This window comes from Marinobacter sp. 3-2, from assembly GCF_003751355.1.
Classification (GTDB): Bacteria; Pseudomonadota; Gammaproteobacteria; order Pseudomonadales; family Oleiphilaceae; genus Marinobacter; species Marinobacter adhaerens.
The window spans coordinates 160,807-182,878 of the sequence record NZ_RJUQ01000017.1; the positions used below are offsets into that span (position 1 = coordinate 160,807).

Sequence of the window (22,072 nt, forward strand, 5' to 3'; positions counted from 1 at the left end):
AAAAGCAATATACATTTGGAGCGCCACACCGCACCTGTTAAAATCCGCCGCCTGACCCACTGGCCAACGGTTAAGTACACCATGAGCGAACAGAAGCCCTCCCTGACCTACCGCGATGCTGGCGTTGATATTGATGCCGGCAATGAACTCGTCAGCCGAATCAAGGACACCGCCGCGCGCACCCGCCGCCCCGAGGTTCTTGGCGGTCTCGGCGGCTTCGGCGCCATGGTCTCCATCCCCGCCGGATATAACGAACCGGTTCTGGTTTCCGGCACCGACGGAGTGGGCACAAAGCTCAGACTGGCCATGCAACTGGACAAGCACGACAGCATCGGCATCGATCTGGTCGCCATGTGCGTGAACGATCTGGTTGTCGGCGGCGCTGAACCGCTTTTCTTCCTCGACTACTACGCGACCGGCAAGCTGAACGTAGACGTTGCCACTCAGGTGGTTGCCGGAATCGGCGAGGGCTGCGAGCAGGCTGGCTGTGCGCTGGTCGGCGGTGAAACCGCTGAAATGCCAGGCATGTACGAAGGCGACGACTACGATCTGGCTGGCTTCTGCGTAGGCGTTGCCGAACGCAGCGAGATTATTGACGGCGGCCGCGTCCAGGCCGGAGACGTGCTGATTGCCCTGGGCTCTTCCGGCCCCCACTCCAACGGCTACTCCCTGATCCGGAAAATTCTGGAAGTCAGCAACGCTGACCTCGAGCAGCCAATGGGCGACACCACCCTGGCCAACGCTTTGATGGCACCGACTCGAATCTACGTAAAGAATCTTCTGCAGCTGATTCGCGAAGTCGACGTTCGTGCCCTCTCCCACATCACTGGTGGTGGCCTGCCGGAAAATATTCCCAGGGTGCTGCCGAACGGCACCATCGCTGCCATCGATACAAACAGCTGGTCATTGCCCCCGGTATTCCAGTGGCTCAAGGACAACGGCGGCGTTGCCAGTGAAGAGATGTACCGCACCTTTAACTGTGGTATCGGCATGATTGTCTGCGTGCCTGCCAACCAGAAGGAGTTGGCCCTGGATACCCTGAAAGCACTGGGCGAGCATGCCTGGCAGGTAGGCCTGATCGAACGTGCCGATGACGAACAGGCAGATGCCTGCGTTCGCTACGCACCGGGGCTGCTGTCGGCATGAAGGCAGATCAGACCCCGTTGCCGAAAATCCTGGTGCTCGCCTCCGGAAGCGGCACCAACCTTCAGGCACTGATTGACGCCAGCCGGGAGCGGGATTTTCCCGGTCAGATCATTGCCGTTGGCTGCAACCAGCCTGGCGCGTTTGCCCTTGAGCGCGCGGCCCAGGCCAATATCGAGACCTTTGTGGTAAACCACAAGAATTTCGAATCCCGGGATGAGTTTGATGCCTCCCTGATGGCGGAAATCCTCCGATACAATCCGGATCTGATTGTCCTGGCAGGCTTCATGCGCATTCTGACCACGGATTTTGTTCGGGCATTCCGGGGCAAGATGCTGAACATTCACCCGTCCCTGTTGCCGAAGTACACCGGGCTGAATACTCACCGTCGTGCACTGGAAGCGGGCGATACCGTACATGGCGTTTCCATCCACTTCGTTACCGAAGAGCTGGATGGCGGCCCCGTGATTGCCCAGGCAGAAGTGGCGATTGTTTCCGATGACACGCCAGAAAGCCTCGCAGAGAAGGTACAGGCCAAGGAACACATTCTCTACCCCATTGTTGTCCGCTGGTTCTGTGAGGGCCGGATTCAACTGGGTAGCGATTATGTGTTGTTCGACGGCGAACCCTTGAACGCTCCGATGCGCTTGCCGGACAACTGAGGCATCGCCTGAACGAATTGTCATCCCCGCATCCTGCCCGAGCAGCTACACTGTCGCCATTGATGACGGTAATTGTTCGGGTTTAACAAGATGCTTTCACGACGTCTCATCAGATTTGGTTGCGCCGCACTGCTGGCCTGTCTCGGCATTCTCGCCGGACCGGTCACACTGCATGCCGAGACCGAAGCCGACCTCACCCCCTTCGAGGCCAGCTATACCGCAGCCATGGAGAAGGGTCTCTCTCTCAATGGCACCGCAAAACGCACACTCTCCTCCCAGGGCAACGATGTCTGGCTGTACCGCACGGATGTCGACTCCTTCATTGTCAGCATCGATGAATCGCTGGTATTCCGCTGGGAGGACGGGCACGTCATACCCATGCGATACCGATACCGCTTATCCGGTTTCCTGATCAGCGACCGCAAGAACTCTATCGACTTCGACTGGTCCGCAGGCGTCGCAACCGGGGAATACAAGGGAAAGCCCTTCGAACTGGCGCTGGAAGAAGGCCTCCTGGATCCGCTGGGCTACCAGCTTCAGCTGCACCAGGACATCAAGAATGGCAAGCGGGAAATGACCTATCGGGTGCTCGACGGTAATTCTATCGACACCGATCGCTTCGCGGTGATCAATGGCGAGAATATGAGCACCGGCAACAAACAGAGCGCCACCCTGAAGGCGGAGAAGGTTCGCGAGGATTCCAAGCGCCAGACGCTGATGTGGTTCTCGCCGGAGCAGAATTTCCTGCTAGTCCGCCTCAGGCAGGTTGAGCCGGACGGCAGCACCTACGAATTGAAACTCAAGGAAGCAGAGTTCGAGCGCTAGACCTCACGCCCGGCCTCGCGCCACACGGCCTTGACCTCATTGGCAATGATCCGGAGGCCCTCGGCAACCCGATCGTCGTCCTGGGAGTAGGTCACGCGCAGACACTCATGCCGGTGCCTCCAGCCATCTTCCGGTAATCCGGGAAAGAAATAGTGTCCGGAAACGACCAGAACCCCTCGGCTCTTCAACCGCTGATACAGCTCAAGGCTGGAGATCGGCAGATCCGGGAACCAGAGCCACAGGAACATGGCGCCCTCGGGCTTGTGCACATACCAGCGGCAGCTGTCCTCTCCCATGGCCTCCCGGAATGCGGATACCGCCCGCTCCATCTTCGCCTTGTAGAACGGGCAAACCACATCCCGGCTCAGGGACAATATTTCACCGGAACGAACCAGAGGCTCTGCCAGCATGGCGCCAAAACTGCCCGTGGCCAGGTTCATAATGGCATTAATGCCTGACAACGCCTTGATCACCGGTTCGGCCGCAATCACGATTCCGGTCCGCGCTGCCGGCAAACCAAGCTTCGAGAGGCTCAGGCAGAGGATGATCTGGTCGTTCCAGGTGGGTGTTGCATCAACGAACAGCAAGCTCGGAAATGGTGTGCCATAGGCGCCATCGACGATCAGTGGTATGTCGTGTTGGCGGGCGAGCCCTTCAAGCCGGGCAAGCTCTTCGTCCGTAACGACGTTACCGGTCGGATTGGTGGGACGTGACACACAGATAGCGCCGGTCTCACCGGTAACCTCTACGGCATCAAAATCCACCCGGTATTTGAACTCGTGGGCGTCGGTGAACGAGATGTCCGGCTGCACCGCATGGAACAGGCCCGGTTCAATGCCAGCGTCAGCGTAGCCGATGTACTCGGGCGCAAGTGGCAAAAGAATATGCTTGCGGTTACCGTCGCCGTAGTCTCCGCCAAACATGTTGAACAACATGAAGAAGGCCGCCTGGCTGCCGTTGGTCAGGGCGATATTCTCAGGTTTCAGGCCCCAGCCATATTCGCGGTTGAGCAGCTCGGCGAGCGAGGCGATAAACTGCTTTTCCCCCTGAGGCGGATCGTAGATGCCGACCAGACGGCGAACATCGCCCTCGTTACGACTCATATCCGCGAGAATTTCCTGTACTCTCTGCTGGATCTCGGGAATATGCCCGGGATTTCCCCCGCCCATCATGATCATGTCGTCGCCGGATGCCATGGCGTTACCCAGGTCATCCATGAGGGACGTGATACCGGCATCGGCGGTGAACTTGCGACCAAAAGCAGAGAGTTTCATGGGATAAAATCCATCTGACCTATTCTGAATACAACGGGTAATACCGAAAGTGTAGCTTGCTCGCTCCCCAACGTTTATTCGGTGAGCGAAATGCCAAGGTTACTGACGCCCTCGTTGGCTGCATCCTCCCGGAGACGGGCCACGAACTGATCGGTTGGCGTGCGTTGGCGCTTCAGCTCCAGGATCAGGTCCCGCTGGAAGGTTTTGTCTTCTTTCATCAACGGGTGATGATCAAGCAGACGGACGAGCTCGTCTTCCTCGAGGTCTTCCCCTTCGGACAGCTCAATAAAGTTCATCACGGTTCCGGTCGCCATCTGTGACGCATCGGTAGCGCGGTGTTTGGAGGGGTTCAGGCGGTTCAGCAGAGCCTGCTCCAGTAGCTGACAGAAGTCGAAGGCCGGGTAAACACCGTAGGCGTCGTAGGCGTCCACGTCCGGCGACAGGGTTTCCAGTTTGGCGAGCAACTGCGGGATCGCCGATTCGGAGACGTCTTTTTGGAGCAAGTCCCAGCCAAGATCGAGAAGCTGGCGCATTTTGGCACCGGTCTTCAGGCCCATGGCATCGGCAAACAGGGCGTAGTTCGGGAATGAGCGCTCAGCCAGAGCGAGCAGGAAGGCGCATTCGCGCCATCCCTGCAGTTGTGAAACGGCTTTCAGGAACTGGTTGGCGTTCATGTCCTGGGCAGGGTCACGCCGGTCTGGCCAAGATATTTGCCACCCCGGTCTTTGTAGCTGGTTTCACAGATCTCGTCGGATTCAAAGAATAGCATCTGGGCGACGCCTTCGTTGGCGTAGATCTTCGCCGGCAGGTTGGTGGTGTTAGAGAATTCCAGCGTAACCTGGCCTTCCCATTCTGGTTCCAGCGGGGTGACGTTGACGATGATGCCGCAACGCGCATAGGTGGACTTGCCCAGGCAGATGGTCAGGACGCTTCGTGGAATGCGGAAGTATTCAACGGTGCGGGCCAGTGCAAAGGAGTTCGGCGGGATGATGCAGACGTCGCCGGTGTAGTTGACGAAGCTGTTTTCGTCGAAGTTCTTCGGGTCCACGGTGGCGGAGTGGACGTTGGTGAAGATTTTGAATTCGTTGCTGCAGCGTACGTCGTAGCCGTAGCTGGAGGTGCCGTAGGAGATCACGCGGCCTTTTTCGGTTTCACGAACCTGTCCGCTTTCGAACGGTTCGATCATGCCGTGTTGTTCGGACATCCGGCGAATCCACTTGTCGGATTTGATGCTCATTGGCGAAGTCTCGTATCCACTGGGAAAATTGGGGCGTAGTTTACCTTTTCCCTTGGGGTCTGTCGAAGGCTGTCGAGTCTTTACTTCTGGGGCTGCGGCTGCGTGTTCGGACCTCAGAATTGGCGGGCTGCGCTCATAGGAGCAGCCTTCCAAAAACCGCTACGAGCACATCCATGTGCGCTTGGCGAAGGCCATCCATGGCCTTCGACATTTTTGGAAGGCTGCCCCTAAGACCGCGAACTAACTTCGGAGTGAAACGCCGCAAACCTTGAGACGTTGTCAGTGCTCCGTGACTGAAACGCTTGAGATCGAACCGGAAAGGTTCCGCTCCCGAGTGGACAGTTCAGCCCCTACCCTTCTCGCGATATCCCGGTAACGGCGAGCCACTTCGGAGTCCGGTTCGGCGATCACTGAGGGGGTGCCGCCGTCGGTCTGTTCGCGGATGGTCATGTGCAGTGGCAGTTGGCCCAGCAGTGTTGTGTCGTATTCCTGGGCAATGCGTTCACCGCCGCCGTGGCCGAAGAGGGGTTCTTCGTGGCCGCAATTGCTGCAGATGTGGACGCTCATGTTTTCGACCACGCCAAGCACCGGGATATCGACTTTGCGGAACATTTCGATGCCTTTCTTGCCGTCCAGCAAGGCGATGTCCTGGGGTGTGGTGACGATGACGGCGCCGGTTACAGGGACTTTCTGAGCCAGGGTGAGCTGGATGTCCCCGGTGCCGGGGGGCATGTCGACGATAAGGTAGTCGAGTTCGTTCCAGAGGGTCTGCTGGAGTAGTTGCATCACGGCGCCGCTGACCATGGGGCCGCGCCAGACCATGGGGGTTTTCTCGGTAACGACAAAAGCCATGGAATTGGCCTGGAGGCCGTGGGCGTCCATGGGGACGAAGTATTTGTTTTCGCGTGTGTCCGGGCGTTTGCCTTCGGGCACGCCGAGCATCATGCCGATGCTGGGGCCGTAGATGTCGGCGTCGAGGATGCCAACCCGTGCGCCTTCGGCCTGGAGTGCCAAAGCCAGGTTGACGGCGGTGGTGGATTTACCGACGCCACCCTTGCCCGACGCGACAGCGATGATGTTTTTCACGCCGGGTACCGAGGGCAGGTCTTTCTGGACTTTGTAGGAGTGGATTTTCTGGCCCACGTGGACGTCCACATCCTCGACACCGTCGACGTCTTCCAGAGCATTACCGACAAGCTGCTTGAGGGCACCTGCAATGCCTTTCGAGGGGTATGGCAGCTCAACCATGAGGGTAACGTTTCCGCGCTCGTCGGCGTTCAGGGATCTTACGGCACCCAGTTGGTAGAGGTCCTTGTTGAGGTAAGGATCACGGTACTCGCGAACCGCTGATTGCAGGGCCTGCTCAGAAATCTGTGTCATCGGGTTCTCCGGAATAAGCTCATGCTCGATTTTAAGCACGGAAACAGGTGATTCGGGTGAAAATTATCTGCTCGGAAGGTATCATCTGTGCCCGTTTCTGACCATATGGGGTCTTTACCTGGGGCAATCAATCAAGACAGCCACCAGTTCCCCGTTTTGTCTTTCCAACCCGTGTCAACATAAGGTTCGGACATCACCATGACGCAAGCGAGCAAGCAACAGCGCGATATTCTGGTTACCAGCGCCCTGCCGTACGCCAACGGCCCTATTCATCTGGGGCACCTGCTGGAATACATTCAGACCGACATCTGGGTGCGTTATCAGAAGATGCGTGGCCAGAATTGTTACTACGTTTGCGCCGATGATGCCCATGGCACTGCCATCATGCTTCGTGCCGAGCGGGAAGGCATTACCTCCGAGCAGCTGATCGACCGGATCCGCGAGGAGCATCAGGAGGACTTCGCCGGGTTCCACATCCGGTTCGACAACTATTACACCACCCATTCCGAAGAGAACCGTTATTTCTCGGAATATATTTACCGTCAGCTCCAGGAAAACGGGCACATTGCCACGCGCAAGATTACCCAGTCCTACGACCCTGAAAAGAACATGTTCCTGGCGGACCGGTTCATCAAGGGCACCTGCCCCAAGTGCAAGACCGAGGACCAGTACGGGGATAACTGCGAGGCCTGTGGCGCAACCTACACGCCGGCCGAGCTGATCAATCCGCGCTCGGCGGTTTCCGGCGCCACACCGATCGAGAAAGAGTCCGAGCACTATTTCTTCAAGCTGCCGGATTTCCAGGACTTCCTCGCCAAGTGGACCCGCAGCGGCACGCTGCAACCCCAGGTGGCCAACAAGCTGGCTGAATGGCTGGACGCAGGCCTTCAGGAGTGGGACATCAGCCGTGATGCACCCTACTTCGGTTTCGAAATTCCGGACGCGCCCGGCAAGTACTTCTACGTGTGGCTGGATGCGCCGATCGGCTACCTTGCCAGCTTCAAGAACCTTTGCAACCGGGAAGGCATCGATTTCGAGCACTTCTGGAAGGCCGATTCCACCGCCGAGGTCTACCACTTCATCGGCAAGGACATCATCAACTTCCACGCGCTGTTCTGGCCGTCCATGCTGCACGATGCGGGCTTCCGCACACCAACCGCAGTCTGGGCTCACGGCTTTGTCACCGTTAACGGGAAGAAAATGTCCAAGTCCCGCGGCACGTTCATCATGGCGCGCACTTACCTGGATCATCTGAACCCCGAATACCTGCGCTACTACTTCGCCGCCAAGCTGACCGGCAGCGTGGATGACATGGACCTGAACCTGGAAGACTTTGCTGCCCGGGTGAACTCGGATCTGGTGGGCAAGGTGGTAAACATTGCCAGCCGCAGTGCCGGTTTCATTACCAAGCGCTTCGACGGCCAGCTTGGCCAGGTCACCGAGCACGCCAAACTGAAGGAATTCATCGAGGCCGGCAAGGAAATCGAGGAATACTACGAGTCCCGCGAATTCGGCCGCGCGATGAGACGGATCATGGAACTGGCAGACATTGCCAACCAGTACGTCAATGATGAGCAGCCGTGGGTGATCGCCAAGCAGGAAGGCCAGGACGAGAATCTCCAGGCCATCTGCACCAACGCCATCAACATGTTCCATCTTCTGATGACCTATCTGGCACCGGTGCTGCCGGAGACCGCCAAGGCCTCCGAGGCTTTCCTGAATGCACCGCTGGACTGGAACAATCGGAGCGAACGCCTGGAGAACCACGGCATCAACAAGTTCAAGCCGTTGATGAACCGTGTGGATATGGCCCAGATCGAGAAAATGCTGGATTCCTCCAAGGAGGAGTTGCCCGCAGCGACCGGAAAACCGGCACCCGCTGCCAATCTTGAACCCATCGCCGATGAAATAGAATTTGGCGATTTCGCGAAAGTGGATCTTCGGGTCGTTAAAATTGTCAAAGCAGAGCATGTGGAAGGTGCCGACAAGCTTCTTCGCCTCACCCTTGACATAGGGCATGGCGAGCGCAACGTGTTTGCTGGTATCAAGTCAGCCTACAAGCCGGAAGATCTCGAGGGACGCCTGACCGTCATGGTCGCCAACCTCAAGCCGCGGAAGATGAAGTTCGGAATGTCCGAGGGTATGGTTCTGGCGGCCGGCCCGGGAGGCAAGGACATCTTTATCCTGTCTCCGGATTCGGGCGCCACGCCCGGCATGCGGATTATGTAAGGGCGACCGGGCTGAGCGCTGACAGGTGCCAATGGAGCAAGGTAAATGACCGAATATCTGCTGATTCTGGTCAGCACCATTCTGGTGAACAATTTTGTACTGGTTCAGTTCCTGGGCCTGTGCCCCTTTATGGGCGTATCCGGAAAACTGGAAACGGCCATGGGGATGTCCCTGGCCACCACGTTCGTGCTGACCCTGGCTTCGGTGTGCAGTTACCTTGCCTATACCTACCTGCTCGAGCCGCTGGACCTCGCGTTCCTCAGAACCATCACCTTTATCCTGGTGATTGCCGTGGTAGTTCAGTTCACCGAGATGGTGGTGCGCAAAACCAGCCCGTTGCTTTACCGGGTATTGGGCATCTTCCTTCCGTTGATCACCACGAATTGCGCGGTGCTGGGCGTCGCCCTGCTTAACATCAACAAGAACAACAACTTCGTTGAGTCCGTGTTGTATGGATTTGGTGCAGCAGCGGGCTTCTCGATGGTTCTGGTGCTGTTCGCCGCCATGCGTGAGCGCATCGCCGTGTCCGATGTGCCGGTGGCCTTTCGCGGTGCTGCCATCGGGCTGGTGACAGCCGGGTTGATGGCCCTGGCTTTCCTGGGCTTTGGCGGCCTGGTCAGCGTTTGATCGGCCGGCGGGATTAGGAGTAACAGGTTATGTGGACAAGCGTTCTTGTTGCCGTTGTGGTGCTTCTGGCCCTGGCCGTTGTTTTCGGCGGCCTGCTCGGATTTGCGGCCGAACGGTTCAGGGTGGAGGGCAACCCGCTGGTGGATCAGATTGACGCCCTTCTTCCCCAGACCCAGTGTGGCCAGTGCGGCTATCCCGGTTGCCGGCCCTACGCCGAATCCATTGCCGAGGGGGGACCGATCAACAAATGCCCGCCGGGCGGCGAGTCTACCATCAAGGCACTGGCAGACCTCCTGGATGTGGAACCGGAACCCCTGGATGCCGAACACGGCGTTGAACAGGTCAAACGGGTCGCGGTGATTCGTGAGGACGAATGCATTGGTTGCACCAAGTGCATCCAGGCCTGCCCCGTGGACGCCATTCTTGGCGCCGCCAAGCACATGCACACGGTCATTGAGAGCGAATGCACCGGCTGCGATCTGTGTGTTGATCCTTGCCCGGTGGACTGCATCGACATGGTGACGGTGGAACCCGATATTCGTACCTGGACCTGGACACCGCCCAAATCCGGACTCATTGCCACCGATCGCCAGGGAGCCAGTGCCTGATGACTCAACTCTGGGATTTCTCCGGCGGCATCCATCCTCCGGAACACAAAGACATCTCAACCGCGCGTCCGATTCGCGATGCGGGCATGCCTGCCCAGTTGGTTCTGCCACTTCAGCAGCACATCGGCGATCCGGCGGAGGCCATTGTTGAGGTCGGCGAGCGGGTCTTGAAGGGCCAGAAAATTGCCGACGTTAAAACCGGCATGGGCGTTCCCGTTCATGCACCGACGTCCGGGGTAATCGAGAGCATCGCCGACTTCCCTGTCCCCCATCCCTCAGGTATGGCGGACCGGTGCATCACCCTGAAACCGGATGGCGAGGACCAATGGTGCCAGCGCAGTCCAGTGGCGGATTATCGTTCTCTGGAGCGCGACGAGGTTCTGCAAATTATCCGCGATGCCGGTATTTCCGGTATGGGTGGAGCCGGCTTTCCCACCAATATCAAACTCCGGCCACCAAGGGATCGCAAGGTCAGTACGCTCATTCTGAACGGCGCAGAATGCGAGCCCTATATCACCGCTGATGACATGACCATGCGGGAAAAGGCCGACGAGGTAGTTGCCGGGCTAAAAATCATGGCGTGGATTCTGCGCCCCGAGCGTTGCGTGATCGGTATTGAAGACAACAAACCCGAAGCCATTGCCGCGCTGCGAAAAGCCACCGAGGGCACCCAGACCGAAATTGCGGTTGTTCCGACCAAGTATCCCTCAGGTGGCGAGAAACAGCTGATCCAGATCCTGACCGGCATGGAAGTGCCCAGCGGCGGAATTCCCGCCGATATCGGCGTGATGTGCCAGAACATCGGAACCGCCGTTGCCGTAGCAAATGCGGTCCTGGGGGGTACGCCGCTGATTTCCCGAATCGTTACCATCACAGGGGAAGCCGTTCGGGAACCGGGTAACTTCGAAACGCTTATTGGCACACCGATTGAGCATCTGCTCGGGCAGGCTGGTGTTAACCAAAATGCGGTCAGTCGCTTGGTGCTTGGCGGCCCCATGATGGGTTACACACTCACGACCGAAGCGGTACCGGTCATCAAGACCACCAACTGCGTGATTGCGGCAACGGCAGCTGAACTGCCGGCACCACCACCGGAACAACCCTGCATCCGGTGTGGCCAGTGCGCCGAAGCCTGCCCCATGGAGCTGTTGCCGCAGCAACTTTTCTGGCACGCCAAGGCCACCGAATTTGAAAAGGCGGAGCACCTGAACCTGTTTGACTGCATAGAGTGTGGCGCCTGTTCCTATGTTTGCCCGAGCTCGATTCCGCTGGTTCAGTACTATCGGTTCGCCAAGGGTGAAATCCGTGCCCAACAGGCAGAACAGTTGAAAGCCGACCGGGCCCGGGAACGCTTCGAGGCACGCCAGGCACGCCTCGAGCGCGAGCAACAGGAGAAAGAACTGAGGCGCAAGGAGCGGGCGCAGGCCGCAGCCGAAGCAGCCGCGAAAAAACAGGCAGAGGCGGAGAAAGCGGCCGCCGAAGGTCAGGCTGTTGACGAACGTGCCGCCAAGTCGGCGCTTGTGGAGCAGGCCCTGGCCCGCAAGAAAGCAAAGGCACAAGCGTCCCAGTCGCCTGCCCCCAGTGCACCGCCGACCGAGGAAAAGCCCGACATCGAGGCCCTTGAGAAGCAGCTGGAGCAGGCCAGGTCCAAGCTGGAAACCATGCAAGGCATGCTTGATGACGCCAAAGCCCAGCAGGCAGACAACGTCGAGAAGCTGGAGAGGGCCGTGGCCAAGAATCACGATCGGGTGCAAAGAGCGGAAGAGGCGCTGTCTGAGGCCAGAGAAAAGCTGGCCGCCGGTCCGACTGAATCCCAGACAACCCACTAAACGAGATCAGGCAACACATCCATGGCATTTGTTCAGCAGTCATCGCCACACGCCCACAAGGCCCGGCCAACATCCCGCGTGATGTTGTGGGTTCTTATTGCGGCATTGCCTGGCCTGTTGGCCCAGACGCTATTCTTCGGCTGGGGCAACCTGATCAACGTGGTCTTCTGTATTGCCCTGGCGATCGCCTCTGAAGCTGCCCTGCTCAAGCTCAGAAAAAAGCCGGTCGCCTTCTTCATCAAAGACAATACGGCCGCCGTCACCGGCCTTCTGTTAGGTCTGTCGCTGCCACAGTTTGCGCCCTGGTGGGTATCTGCTGTCGCAGTGATCTCGGCTATCGTTGTAGCCAAACAACTCTATGGCGGGCTGGGCTCAAATCCTTTCAACCCTGCCATGGTTGGTTACGCCCTGGTTCTGGTGTCTTTTCCGGTGGCAATGACAACGAACTGGGCAGAGCCCGCCATGCTCTGGGACGGTGCTCCGGGCTTTGGCGAGACCCTGGCGACCATAGCCTCCGGCCACCAAACAGCGGTCGATGGCTGGACGATGGCAACGCCTCTTGACGAGTACAAACACAAGATCACCACCCACACAGCAACCGAGGTGCTGAACCACCCAACGTTTGGTGAGGGTATCGCCAGAGGCTGGGAATGGGTCAATGCGGCATTTCTGGCAGGAGGCCTTCTGCTCATCGCCCTGCGGATCATTACCTGGCACATTCCGGCAGGATTTCTTGGTGGGATGATCGTAATGAGCCTGGCCTTTGGCAACAATGCCGACCTCTATGCACCACTATCCCTGCATCTGCTTGCAGGCGGGACCATGCTCGGTGCCTTTTTTATCGCTACCGACCCGGTGTCAGCAGCTACGAGCCACCAGGGGAAACTCATCTATGGGGCGGGAATTGGCATCCTGATCTACCTGATCCGCACCTGGGGCAATTATCCCGACGCCGTGGCGTTCAGCGTTCTGCTGATGAATTTTGCCGTTCCTTTCATTGATCATTACACACCTCCACGCACTTACGGCCACCACAAGGCCCGTCGGGGTGTACCGGGGAGCCAGGGGTAATCATGGCTGCAGTTGCACAGTCCATCCGCCGCAGCGCCATCGGGCTCGGCCTGTTCGCCGTGATCACCGGCGGCACCATTGCCGTAACCCAGGTGGCCACGGAAGAGCGAATTCGTGAACAGGCCGCCCGCGCAGAGGCCCAGGCCCTGTATGAAATCATTCCCGAAAGCCGGCACAACAACGACCTGCTCAGGGATACGGTACAGTTGCCTGCCAGTGAGCGCCTGGCACAGCCCGGCCCTCTGAACGTCTGGGTAGCTCGACAGAACGAGCAGCCCATTGGCATGATAATGCCCGTGGTAGCACCCGACGGGTATTCCGGCAAGATTCATCTCCTCGTGGGAGTGGACATGACGGGGACCATTCTCGGAGTGAGGGTAACCAGTCACAAGGAAACGCCGGGGCTGGGAGACCAGATCGAAACCCGCAAATCCGACTGGATCAGGAGTTTCGATGGCCGCTCGCTGGGCAAACCACCGCACCGGGAGTGGAACGTTAAAAAGAATGGTGGAGAATTCGATCAGTTCACAGGCGCGACCATCACGCCAAGGGCTGTAGTGAAAGCGGTTCAGAAAGCGCTGATCTATTTTCGGGAAAACCGTCAGATTATCCGGGAGCGGCTCAACGAAGAGCCGTCACCGAGAGACAAGATCCTGAACCCTGAAGCGATTGCCGGCGAATCGTCCAATACGGAGCATTCCTGACCATGGCAACCAAATCATCGAGCGAAATCATCCGCGACGGGCTCTGGGACAACAACCCGGCCCTCGTCCAGGTGCTTGGGCTATGCCCGCTTCTGGCCGTGACCAGTACCGTTGTTAATGCCATCGGGCTGGGGCTGGCTACACTCATGGTGCTCATGGGGTCCAATCTTGCCGTGTCACTGATTCGCAATTTCGTAAGCGAGTCTGTGCGCCTGCCCGCATTCGTCATGATCATCGCTTCATTCGTAACCTGCGCCGAACTGCTCATGCAGGCCTTTACCTATGAGCTTTATCTGATTCTTGGCATCTTCATTCCACTGATCGTCACCAACTGCGCCATCCTCGGCCGGGCTGACGCTTTTGCTTCCAGAAATCCACCACTTCCGGCACTGCTGGATGGCGCCATGATGGGCCTTGGCTTTCTGGCGGTGCTGGTTGTCCTGGGCGGCCTTCGGGAACTCATCGGACAGGGCACCCTGTTTGTGGACATGCACCTGCTGCTGGGCCCCGTTGCTGCCGACTGGGTGATCCGCCCCTTCGACAACTACCCGGATATGCTGTTCATGATTCTTCCGCCCGGCGCCTTTATCGGGCTAGGACTGCTGATCGCGCTCAAAAATGGTATCGACAACCATCTGGAAGAGCGCCGCAAGGCACATGAACCAGCGCCTGTAGCAGCAGGCAGCAAGCGAGTCCGGGTTACCGGGAACGTATCCTGAGTCCGCACTTGCACAAGACTGAGAGCTGATGAACAAACAGAAACGCATTGAGATCTTCACCCGCCTCAGGGAGGCCAACCCCAACCCGACCACCGAGCTGAACTATTCCAGCCCGTTCGAGTTGCTGATTGCCGTTATTCTTTCGGCCCAGGCCACGGATGTGGGTGTCAACAAGGCTACCGACAAGCTGTTCCCGGTCGCCAACACACCTGAGGCCATCCTGGCCCTGGGAGTCGATGGCCTGAAGGAGTACATCAAGACCATTGGCCTGTTTAACAGCAAGGCCGAGAACGTGATCAAGACCTGTCGAATCCTGATTGAGAAACACGGCGGCCAGGTGCCGGAGCGGCGGGAGGATCTGGAGGCGTTGCCCGGAGTCGGTCGCAAAACCGCAAACGTGGTCTTGAACACCGCTTTCGGCCACATGGCCATGGCAGTGGACACTCACATCTATCGCGTGTCAAACCGCACCGGCATTGCGCCCGGCAAGAACGTTCTGGAGGTGGAGAACCGGTTGATGCGCCTGGTGCCAAAGGAGTTCCTGCTGGACGCGCACCACTGGCTGATTCTGCACGGGCGCTATACCTGTACCGCCCGCAAACCGAAATGCGGCGCCTGTATCATTGAGGACCTCTGCGAGTTCAAGCAGAAACGGGATTATCTCTGAATCCGGGGCGTAAAAAAGCCGGCATCTTGCCGGCTTTTTGTTTCAGATGCCAAGCCGCAGTTAGCGCTGACCCAGCATTTTCTCCTTCAGATCCTTCTGAGCCGGCTTATCGGACAGCCAGATTCCGAACAGGGCCTTTTTAAAGGCCAGGTCGCCAACCGTGTCCTTTTGCTCGCCGTTCTTGAGGACCCGCACGCCTTCGCCCGGCAGGTACACCAGATCGAAAACGTCTCCCTCGGTGATTTCTTCCTGGAAGACCGCCATAAACTGGTCCACATCCTCCTGGATAGATGCCATATCTCCGTCGGTGGAGGCCTCGAAACCTTCCAGGGTGGCCTCGGTCATGCGTTCGCTGGTAATCATGCCGGAGATAATGTGCAGAGTGATGGCCTGGGGCTCATCTGCGTTAATCACGGCCTCACCATCGTCGATGGTCTCGGGAACGTACAGACCGCCGACATACAGGTCCATGAACCATTTGGAACGGGTACCTGCGCCATTAAGCGTGAGTTCGGTATCCATGGCGGAATAGGTATCCGGAACATCAACACCTTCCACGGTGAGTGCGGCGGCTGGAGCAGACAGCAGGGCCGTCAGCGTCAGAGACGCAAAACCGGTTGTAAGAGCCTTCTTCATAGTCCTTTCCTTTTCGATCGTTATTATTGACGTGTTTCATTCGTGCACCGGGTTTCGACACCCTTATCCCCGCCCGGTCACGGCATTCTATCAACGGCGCTGGCGGGCGGGACGCGCCCTGGTTCTCATTTGGAGCGATCCTGAAACACAAAAAAGCCGGCCAGGGATTCCCTGGCCGGCTTTGGATCGAAAGAAAAGAAAGACGTTACTTGAACAGCAGGTTGCCGGACAGGCCTTCCTTCTCCAGGATCTCACGAAGACGACGAAGCGCCTCGACCTGGATCTGTCTTACTCGCTCACGGGTCAGACCAATCTCCTGGCCGACTTCCTCCAGCGTGCTCACCGGGTAGCCCCGCAGACCAAAACGGCGTGACAGAACTTCCTGCTGCTTGTCGCTAAGCTGGTCAATCCACTTCTCCAGGCAGGAACACATATTGTTGTCCTGCAGGAGATCCGCCGGATCCGAAGCCCCTTCATCCGCTACGGTATCCAGAAGCGACTTTTCGCCACCGGCACCAATGGGAGTGTCCATGGAAGCGACGCGCTCATTGAGACCCAACATCCGCTTAACGTCGGCCACGGGCTTATCGACCATTCTGGCGATTTCCTCCGCCGAGGGCTCATGATCCAGTTTCTGGGTCAGTTCCCGCGCTGCACGGAGATACAGATTGAGTTCCTTAACCACATGAATCGGCAGACGGATGGTGCGGGTCTGATTCATGATGGCCCGCTCAATGGTCTGGCGAATCCACCAGGTAGCGTAGGTGGAGAATCGGAAACCCCGCTCCGGATCAAACTTTTCCACGGCCCTGATCAGGCCAAGGTTACCCTCTTCGATCAGGTCCAGCAGGGTCAGCCCCCGGTTCACGTAACGTCGTGCGATCTTCACCACAAGGCGAAGGTTGCTCTCGATCATCCGTTTGCGGCCGGACTCCTCTCCCTTGCGTGCCAGACGGGCAAAATAGACCTCTTCTTCCGGCGTAAGCAGGGGGGAAAAACCAATTTCGTTGAGATACAGCTGAGTGGCATCCAGCTGCTTTTGACTGGTGAAATAACGTCCCTGGGTGGGGATGTCCTCTTCTACTTCGGCCACTTCTTCGGTGGGCTCTTTTTCAACTTTCTCTTCTGCTAACAATTGATCCTCGGCATCGTCCATGTCCGATACACGATCAATGATGATGTCTTCTTGCTCTGCTGACATTTGTCTTGCCCCGCCTCTCAATAATCCTGGATGTTCGCCCGATACTTCTTGTTATTGCGGACGTCTTTGTCTTCACACTTTTTTCTTCAGGACATTTTGTTGGTCGGCCTGTCATGGCCTTTACCGTTCTTGTTTTTCTTGCGAACGCGGTGTTTTGTCAGTGCCAGGGTGTGCGATCAGGGCAGCCTGCTGACTGCGTCATTCATTAGCGCGGCGGCAGATAATGGACTGGGTCAACCGGATTGCCATTTTTACGAATCTCAAAATGCAACATGGGTCGTTCAGCGCCACTGCTACCGAGCTCTGCGATCACCTGCCCGGCTTTCACATCCTCCCCTTCCTGCACCAGAATCTTCCGGTTATGAGCGTAAGCACTTAAATAGTGCTCGTTGTGATTCACGATAATCAGGTTGCCGTATCCAAGCAACCCGTTGCCGGCATAGACCACATTCCCGGTGGCCGCAGCTCTTACAGCATCCCCGGCTTGCCCGGCAATATCAATACCTTTATTGACTTTTCCGGATGTTGAATATCCAGCAATTACAGTGCCAACGTGAGGCCAGCGCCATTCAATCCGGGCCACGGTCTGGGTCTGGGAAGCGAGCGGCGCGCCCTTGTTCGCCGCTCTCGTCACCGCAGGTTTGGGTGCCGTGGCGGCTGTCTGTTTTGGAGGCGAAGCACGACTCGCCGTTCTCGGCGGTTGCGATCCAGACGGCTTTTTGGCAGCTGTAGTCTGACTGCCCGAGGTTACATTTCCGCGAAGATCCAGACGAATCACCTGACCCGCTTTGAGATTCCAGGGCGGACCAATGCCATTGGCGTCGCCAAGCTCGCGGTAGTCCCGACCATACCGCCAGGCTATGCTGTAAAGGGTTTCGCCGGGTTTGACGACGTGGCGGCCCCAATAGACCGGGGGATTGTAAATGTCGTCCTGGTAGAGTGCCGGCGTGTTACAGCCGGAAAGTAACAGCAGGGCCATGAGGGGCAGGAGTGCAAGGCGGCTGGCCAGCACCTTTTTCGCGGGGCGATCAGGCTCTGAGGCACCGGACGGGAACCGCGGGGACGCCGGTGAAACGGCAGTGATGAGCCCACGCATGAATCTCACAGGAATAAAACTGACCCAGTTATGAAAAATCCGTATAACCGCTGTCGGTTGTCGAAGCAGTTTCTAAAGTTTTTATAGTAACTTGCTAATATATTGCACATTTTTCTCGGGAAGCCAAGTTACTGACCGACCTCCCTTGTTACCTCCAGAAACATCCGTTTTGTGCGTTAGGTAACACTCTTCGCACACAGTCGCCTCAAATCACCTCGATGGTGCGACCTCTCCATGCCGGGAACCGAGCCACTCCACCAGCAGAACGAGGGCAAAACCGGCCGCCGCCATGAGCAGGGCAAATAGCACCTGGGGATCCTGGCCGGCCTGCTCCGCAAAGGTAGAGGGCCAGATACTCGTCTCATTAAGAGGAACTTGTTCACCGGAGCTGTTGGTACGCCAACTGAGAGTCTCCTTCCAGGGCCAGACCTTGTTGAGCGCTCCAATCATGAAGCCGGTGAGCAAGGCGAGCACGAGATCATGAAAATGGTGGAACGCCCAGGTGATCAGGCGGGCGATGGATAAAAGACCCACCACGCAACCTGCCATAAACAGAAGCAGAATGCCCGCGTCCAACGATTTGATCGCGGCGAGCACGGGCGCATACATACCAATAATCACCAGGATAAAGCTGCCCGAGATGCCAGGAAGAATCATGGCGCAGATGGCCAGCGCGCCGGCACCAAAGAACGCCAGAGTGGAAGGCGCGACCTCGCTGGCAGACAGGGTGGTTATCCACCACGCGATAACAATGCCGAACAACAGCGGAACCAGCAGTGCGGGCTTGTAGTGTCGCACCTGACGCCCGACATGCCACACCGAAGCGACGATCAATCCAAAGAAAAAGCTCCAGATCAGGATCGGGTAGGCCACCAGCATATAGCTGATCCCAGATGCCAGGGTAGCAATACTGGTCAGGACGCCCGCCAGCAAGGCGACCAGAAAAGTTCCGTCACAGGCGTGCCAGAACCGACTGAACCGGCCGCGAATCAAGTCATGGAAAACTGCTCCCGGAACCGCGTTGATCGCTTCCAGGAGGCGGAAATAGATACCGGTGATGAAGGCAATGGTGCCACCGGAAACCCCTGGAACGATATCAGCGGCACCCATGGCGATTCCCCGAAGAAACACGGCTGCAGGGTGGTGGCTGCGTGCAATATCGTTTTCCAGGATTGGTTTACTTTCTGACGAGTCGACCATGATTATCGGACAACCCCGCCCAGAAGCGGCACAAACCGGACCGGTTCCAGCTCCTTGTGATCAAAGCGATCTCCCCGCCGGGTTACCTGCACCAGCACCTGGTTCTCCTCACCGACAGGGGCAATCAACACGCCACCGTCTGCCAGTTGGGCGAGCAATTCGGCTGGAACTTCAATGGGCGCTGCGGTCACGATAATGCCGTCGAAAGGGCCACGTTCAGGCCAGCCCATGCCACCATCAGCATGTTTCAGGAACACGTTTCTGGCGTTCAGTTGTCGCAACCGGTCCCGGGCCCTGTCCTGAAGCGCCTTGATACGCTCGACGCTGTAGATTTCGGCGAACAGGCGGGAGAGCACCGAGGTCTGGTAACCGGACCCGGTGCCAAGCTCCAGGACCCGTGAGGGCCCGTGGGCAAGCATTAATTCAGTCATGCGGGCCACTATGTAGGGCTGTGACAAGGTTTGGCCGTAGCCAATCGGTAGCGATGTATCTTCGTAGGCTCTATGGGAAAGCGCCTCATCCAGGAAAATGTGCCGTGGTACCTCTCCCATAATCTCAAGTACCCGGTCCGACTCGATGCCGGCTTCCCTGAGGCGCTGAACCAGTCGCATCCGGGTGCGTCGGGAGGTCATCCCGATGCCTTCGAGCTGCGCTGTCATCCCCGCCCCTCCAGCGAAACCTCCAGGGTATCGACCCAATCCCGGAGCCGTGAGAGCGCCTCATGCCGGGTCATGTCGATGTGAACCGGGGTAACAGAGACATAACCTTCACGTACGGCATTGAAATCAGTGCCGGGACCGGCGTCACCGCCGACACCTGCCGCCCCGATCCAGTAACGCTCTTTGCCGCGAGGACAGGTCATCGGGACGGCACCCTCTGCCCGTTCCCGGTGGCCCAGGCGCGTCACCCGAATGCCAGCCAGTTCCTCCCAGGGAACATCCGGGACATTCACGTTGAGAATGGAGCGAGGCCCCAGCACCAGGGGACGCTCGTTCTCGAGCAGCACCCGGACAACCCGGGCGGCGGTCTCGTAGTGAAAGTGGCCATCGTTGACAAGGGAGACGGCAATGGCGGGAAGTCCGAGGTGGCGACCCTCGGTTGCCGCAGCAACGGTACCGGAGTAGATAATGTCGTCGCCTAGGTTGGCGTGTGTGTTGATACCCGACACCACCCTGTCGAACGGCTCACGGAACAATCCGTTCACCGCCAGATGGACGCAGTCGGTCGGTGTTCCATCGACCGAACGAAAACCGTTGGGATGTTCCTCAACCGTCAGGGGGCGATTGAGCGTGAGGGCGTTACTGGCGCCGCTGTGATCCCGGTCAGGCGCCACGACCTCAAGCTCACCCAGTCCTTTTAAGCCATCAAACAGGGCTATGAGCCCCGGTGAATGAACGCCGTCATCATTCGACAACAGAATACGCACAGTGTTCTCCGCTAGCCTTGTTGTTCGTTGTGTCGGCCGAGGCTCATGTCCTCAAGCTCGAAAATATCACTCAAAATCGTTGTCGCGTACTGGCCGGGCGAAAGAAAAAACACCAGCTCCAGACAGTCCTCAGCGACCCACTGCCAGGAGAGGCTCTCCGGTTTTACCGCCAATGGCCTTCGCTCCGGTTTCATCCGGGTGACCGAAAAAAGGGCGGCCAACTCCGGGGTTTGCTCGACAATGCCCCGCTCGAAGGTTTCCAGGGGCCCGGAAGCGGTGGTGCCGCCGTCACCCCACAGTGGACCTGTCGCTCCTGCCTCGGCCCAGCTGCCATCGTCTACCCGAGCTGCCAGCACCTCATTGAACAGCCAGGAGCGCGCTGCCGAAAAATACAATACGTTTTTCGAGCCGTCGCTGCCAGCTCGCTTTTTGCCACCCCGGCCTTTTCCACCGGACCGGCCACGTCGGTTCAGGGTAGCGGGATCAAGATGCACCGCACGGTCAAGGTTAGCGCCATCATTGCCAAACCGTTGGGGACCAAAGTAGTTTGGAGCCCCAATATCACCCAGACGCTCCAGCGCTCGATCAATAATCTGGTGCTCACCGGAGACTGCCCTCAGGGTAATCTTGAAGCCATTCCCCCTGTGCTCCCCACGCCGCAATTTCCGCGCCTGCCGCGAAGCCGCCAGAACCGGCCAGCGTAGGCTAATCTCCCGGATCAGAGCGATGTCCTGATCCTCGTTTCCGGGACGGTACAGACTGAACCACTGGCGGGTAACAGCATGCCTATCCTTGAGCCCACAGAAACCGACATCAAAGTGACGACACCCGGCGATCCTGGCCAATTCGCGGGCGACATACTCTGTGTTATCACCCACTTTCTCCAGTTTCAAACAAAGATGCTCGCCACTGCCTGCGATTACCTCTCCCTCGACGGCCGGGCCGCTTTCCGGCAGCTCCAGCAATTCGTCGACAATGAAATCGCCCGGGGCGGTTTTCAAGCGGCCAGAGGCAATACGACCGCCGCCGGAGGTTGGCCAGTCAAGGCGCCAGTTGCTCAAGATTCCACCGGTTCAAGCAGGCAGATCGCCTGGCAGGCAATGCCTTCGCCGCGCCCGGTAAAACCCAGCTTTTCCGTGGTGGTGGCTTTCACGCTGACACGACTGGCCGGCACGCCCAGATCTTCGGCAATGTTCAAACGGATGGCATCGATATGGGGCGCCATCTTGGGAGCCTGGGCAATGATTGTGGTATCCACGTTAACGACGGAGAAACCCTCGTCCCGGACCCGGTTCACAACCCGACGCAAAAGGTCCCTGCTGTCGGCCCCTGCCCACTCGTCACTGGTGTCTGGGAAGAAATGCCCGATGTCGCCAAGCGCGGCAGCGCCCAGCAATGCATCTGCCAACGCATGCAGCAGGACATCACCATCAGAATGGGCCTTGAGCCCGTGGGAATGCGGAATGCTTACGCCGCCAATAATCACAGAGTCGCCTTCGCAGAAGGCGTGGACATCGAAGCCCTGACCAATACGCATA

General features: G+C 58.1%; 23 protein-coding genes. 11 read left to right on the plus strand and 12 right to left on the minus strand.

The features are described from left to right. Window positions 1-81 precede the first annotated feature (81 nt). The 3 genes from purM to EDB94_RS17570 all read left to right on the plus strand — a co-directional run bounded on the left by purM (window position 82) and on the right by EDB94_RS17570 (window position 2,630). Window positions 82-1,146 carry a phosphoribosylformylglycinamidine cyclo-ligase gene (gene purM / locus EDB94_RS17560; protein ID WP_039881976.1) on the plus strand — a complete coding sequence of 355 codons (1,065 nt, stop codon included), beginning with the start codon at window positions 82-84 and terminating at the stop codon, window positions 1,144-1,146. Continuing rightward, window positions 1,143-1,805, plus strand: coding sequence for a phosphoribosylglycinamide formyltransferase (gene purN / locus EDB94_RS17565; RefSeq protein ID WP_014576731.1), 663 nt, complete (start codon window positions 1,143-1,145; stop codon window positions 1,803-1,805). Before purM ends, purN begins: the two co-directional genes overlap by 4 nt. Window positions 1,806-1,895: 90 nt before the next feature. Next, window positions 1,896-2,630, plus strand: coding sequence for a DUF3108 domain-containing protein (locus EDB94_RS17570; protein WP_008172842.1), 735 nt, complete (start codon window positions 1,896-1,898; stop codon window positions 2,628-2,630). Here EDB94_RS17570 and EDB94_RS17575 read toward each other — a convergent pair. The 4 genes from EDB94_RS17575 to apbC all read right to left on the minus strand — a co-directional run bounded on the left by EDB94_RS17575 (window position 2,627) and on the right by apbC (window position 6,521). After that, the gene (locus EDB94_RS17575) at window positions 2,627-3,904 is read right to left on the minus strand and encodes a valine--pyruvate transaminase (protein WP_108019077.1); all 1,278 of its coding nucleotides are present in this window, start codon (window positions 3,902-3,904) and stop codon (window positions 2,627-2,629) included. The genes EDB94_RS17570 and EDB94_RS17575 overlap by 4 nt on opposite strands. A gap of 74 nt (window positions 3,905-3,978) precedes the next feature. Further along, the gene (locus EDB94_RS17580; protein ID WP_008172846.1) at window positions 3,979-4,578 is read right to left on the minus strand and encodes a YjaG family protein; all 600 of its coding nucleotides are present in this window, start codon (window positions 4,576-4,578) and stop codon (window positions 3,979-3,981) included. Further along, complete coding sequence (gene dcd / locus EDB94_RS17585; protein ID WP_008172848.1) at window positions 4,575-5,141, minus strand: dCTP deaminase; 567 nt, start codon at window positions 5,139-5,141, stop codon at window positions 4,575-4,577. The genes EDB94_RS17580 and dcd overlap by 4 nt, the downstream gene beginning before the upstream one ends. 279 nt (window positions 5,142-5,420) lie before the next feature. Next, window positions 5,421-6,521 (minus strand): iron-sulfur cluster carrier protein ApbC, encoded by a 1,101-nt coding sequence (apbC, locus tag EDB94_RS17590; protein ID WP_108019078.1) that lies wholly within the window; start codon window positions 6,519-6,521, stop codon window positions 5,421-5,423. A gap of 198 nt (window positions 6,522-6,719) precedes the next feature. On the opposite strand from apbC, the gene metG reads away from it, so the two are divergent. From metG to nth, 8 genes are read left to right on the plus strand one after another with little or no spacing between them, the layout of a single operon-like run. After that, window positions 6,720-8,750: a methionine--tRNA ligase gene (gene metG / locus EDB94_RS17595; RefSeq protein ID WP_108019079.1), complete on the plus strand. Its 2,031-nt coding sequence runs from the start codon at window positions 6,720-6,722 to the stop codon at window positions 8,748-8,750. Window positions 8,751-8,795: 45 nt separating this feature from the next. Next, window positions 8,796-9,377 (plus strand): electron transport complex subunit RsxA, encoded by a 582-nt coding sequence (gene rsxA / locus EDB94_RS17600; protein ID WP_014576726.1) that lies wholly within the window; start codon window positions 8,796-8,798, stop codon window positions 9,375-9,377. 29 nt (window positions 9,378-9,406) lie between these two features. After that, window positions 9,407-9,985 (plus strand): electron transport complex subunit RsxB, encoded by a 579-nt coding sequence (gene rsxB / locus EDB94_RS17605; RefSeq protein WP_088557582.1) that lies wholly within the window; start codon window positions 9,407-9,409, stop codon window positions 9,983-9,985. Then, entirely contained in the window at window positions 9,985-11,814 is a 1,830-nt protein-coding gene (rsxC, locus tag EDB94_RS17610; protein WP_108019080.1) for an electron transport complex subunit RsxC, read from the plus strand. Before rsxB ends, rsxC begins: the two co-directional genes overlap by 1 nt. A 21-nt stretch (window positions 11,815-11,835) precedes the next feature. Then, entirely contained in the window at window positions 11,836-12,885 is a 1,050-nt protein-coding gene (rsxD, locus tag EDB94_RS17615; protein WP_053114912.1) for an electron transport complex subunit RsxD, read from the plus strand. A gap of 2 nt (window positions 12,886-12,887) precedes the next feature. After that, window positions 12,888-13,589, plus strand: coding sequence for an electron transport complex subunit RsxG (rsxG, locus tag EDB94_RS17620; protein ID WP_108019081.1), 702 nt, complete (start codon window positions 12,888-12,890; stop codon window positions 13,587-13,589). A gap of 2 nt (window positions 13,590-13,591) precedes the next feature. Continuing rightward, window positions 13,592-14,308 carry an electron transport complex subunit E gene (locus EDB94_RS17625; protein WP_008172865.1) on the plus strand — a complete coding sequence of 239 codons (717 nt, stop codon included), beginning with the start codon at window positions 13,592-13,594 and terminating at the stop codon, window positions 14,306-14,308. A gap of 28 nt (window positions 14,309-14,336) precedes the next feature. Next, complete coding sequence (gene nth / locus EDB94_RS17630) at window positions 14,337-14,975, plus strand: endonuclease III (RefSeq protein ID WP_008172868.1); 639 nt, start codon at window positions 14,337-14,339, stop codon at window positions 14,973-14,975. A gap of 60 nt (window positions 14,976-15,035) precedes the next feature. Here nth and EDB94_RS17635 read toward each other — a convergent pair whose 3' ends face one another. The 8 genes from EDB94_RS17635 to ispF all read right to left on the minus strand — a co-directional run bounded on the left by EDB94_RS17635 (window position 15,036) and on the right by ispF (window position 22,071). Next, window positions 15,036-15,611, minus strand: coding sequence for a chalcone isomerase family protein (locus tag EDB94_RS17635; RefSeq protein WP_014576720.1), 576 nt, complete (start codon window positions 15,609-15,611; stop codon window positions 15,036-15,038). 205 nt (window positions 15,612-15,816) lie between these two features. Next, window positions 15,817-16,812: an RNA polymerase sigma factor RpoS gene (rpoS, locus tag EDB94_RS17640; RefSeq protein WP_008172872.1), complete on the minus strand. Its 996-nt coding sequence runs from the start codon at window positions 16,810-16,812 to the stop codon at window positions 15,817-15,819. Window positions 16,813-17,017: 205 nt separating this feature from the next. Continuing rightward, entirely contained in the window at window positions 17,018-17,908 is an 891-nt protein-coding gene (locus tag EDB94_RS17645; protein ID WP_108019082.1) for a peptidoglycan DD-metalloendopeptidase family protein, read from the minus strand. A gap of 210 nt (window positions 17,909-18,118) precedes the next feature. After that, complete coding sequence (locus EDB94_RS17650; protein ID WP_014576718.1) at window positions 18,119-19,108, minus strand: DUF368 domain-containing protein; 990 nt, start codon at window positions 19,106-19,108, stop codon at window positions 18,119-18,121. A 2-nt stretch (window positions 19,109-19,110) separates the two neighbouring features. Continuing rightward, entirely contained in the window at window positions 19,111-19,767 is a 657-nt protein-coding gene (locus EDB94_RS17655; protein WP_014576717.1) for a protein-L-isoaspartate(D-aspartate) O-methyltransferase, read from the minus strand. Beyond that, window positions 19,764-20,534, minus strand: coding sequence for a 5'/3'-nucleotidase SurE (gene surE / locus EDB94_RS17660; protein WP_008172880.1), 771 nt, complete (start codon window positions 20,532-20,534; stop codon window positions 19,764-19,766). Before surE ends, EDB94_RS17655 begins: the two co-directional genes overlap by 4 nt. 11 nt (window positions 20,535-20,545) lie before the next feature. Beyond that, window positions 20,546-21,595: a tRNA pseudouridine(13) synthase TruD gene (gene truD, locus EDB94_RS17665; RefSeq protein ID WP_108019083.1), complete on the minus strand. Its 1,050-nt coding sequence runs from the start codon at window positions 21,593-21,595 to the stop codon at window positions 20,546-20,548. Beyond that, complete coding sequence (ispF, locus tag EDB94_RS17670) at window positions 21,592-22,071, minus strand: 2-C-methyl-D-erythritol 2,4-cyclodiphosphate synthase (protein ID WP_008172883.1); 480 nt, start codon at window positions 22,069-22,071, stop codon at window positions 21,592-21,594. Before ispF ends, truD begins: the two co-directional genes overlap by 4 nt. Window position 22,072 lies beyond the last annotated feature (1 nt).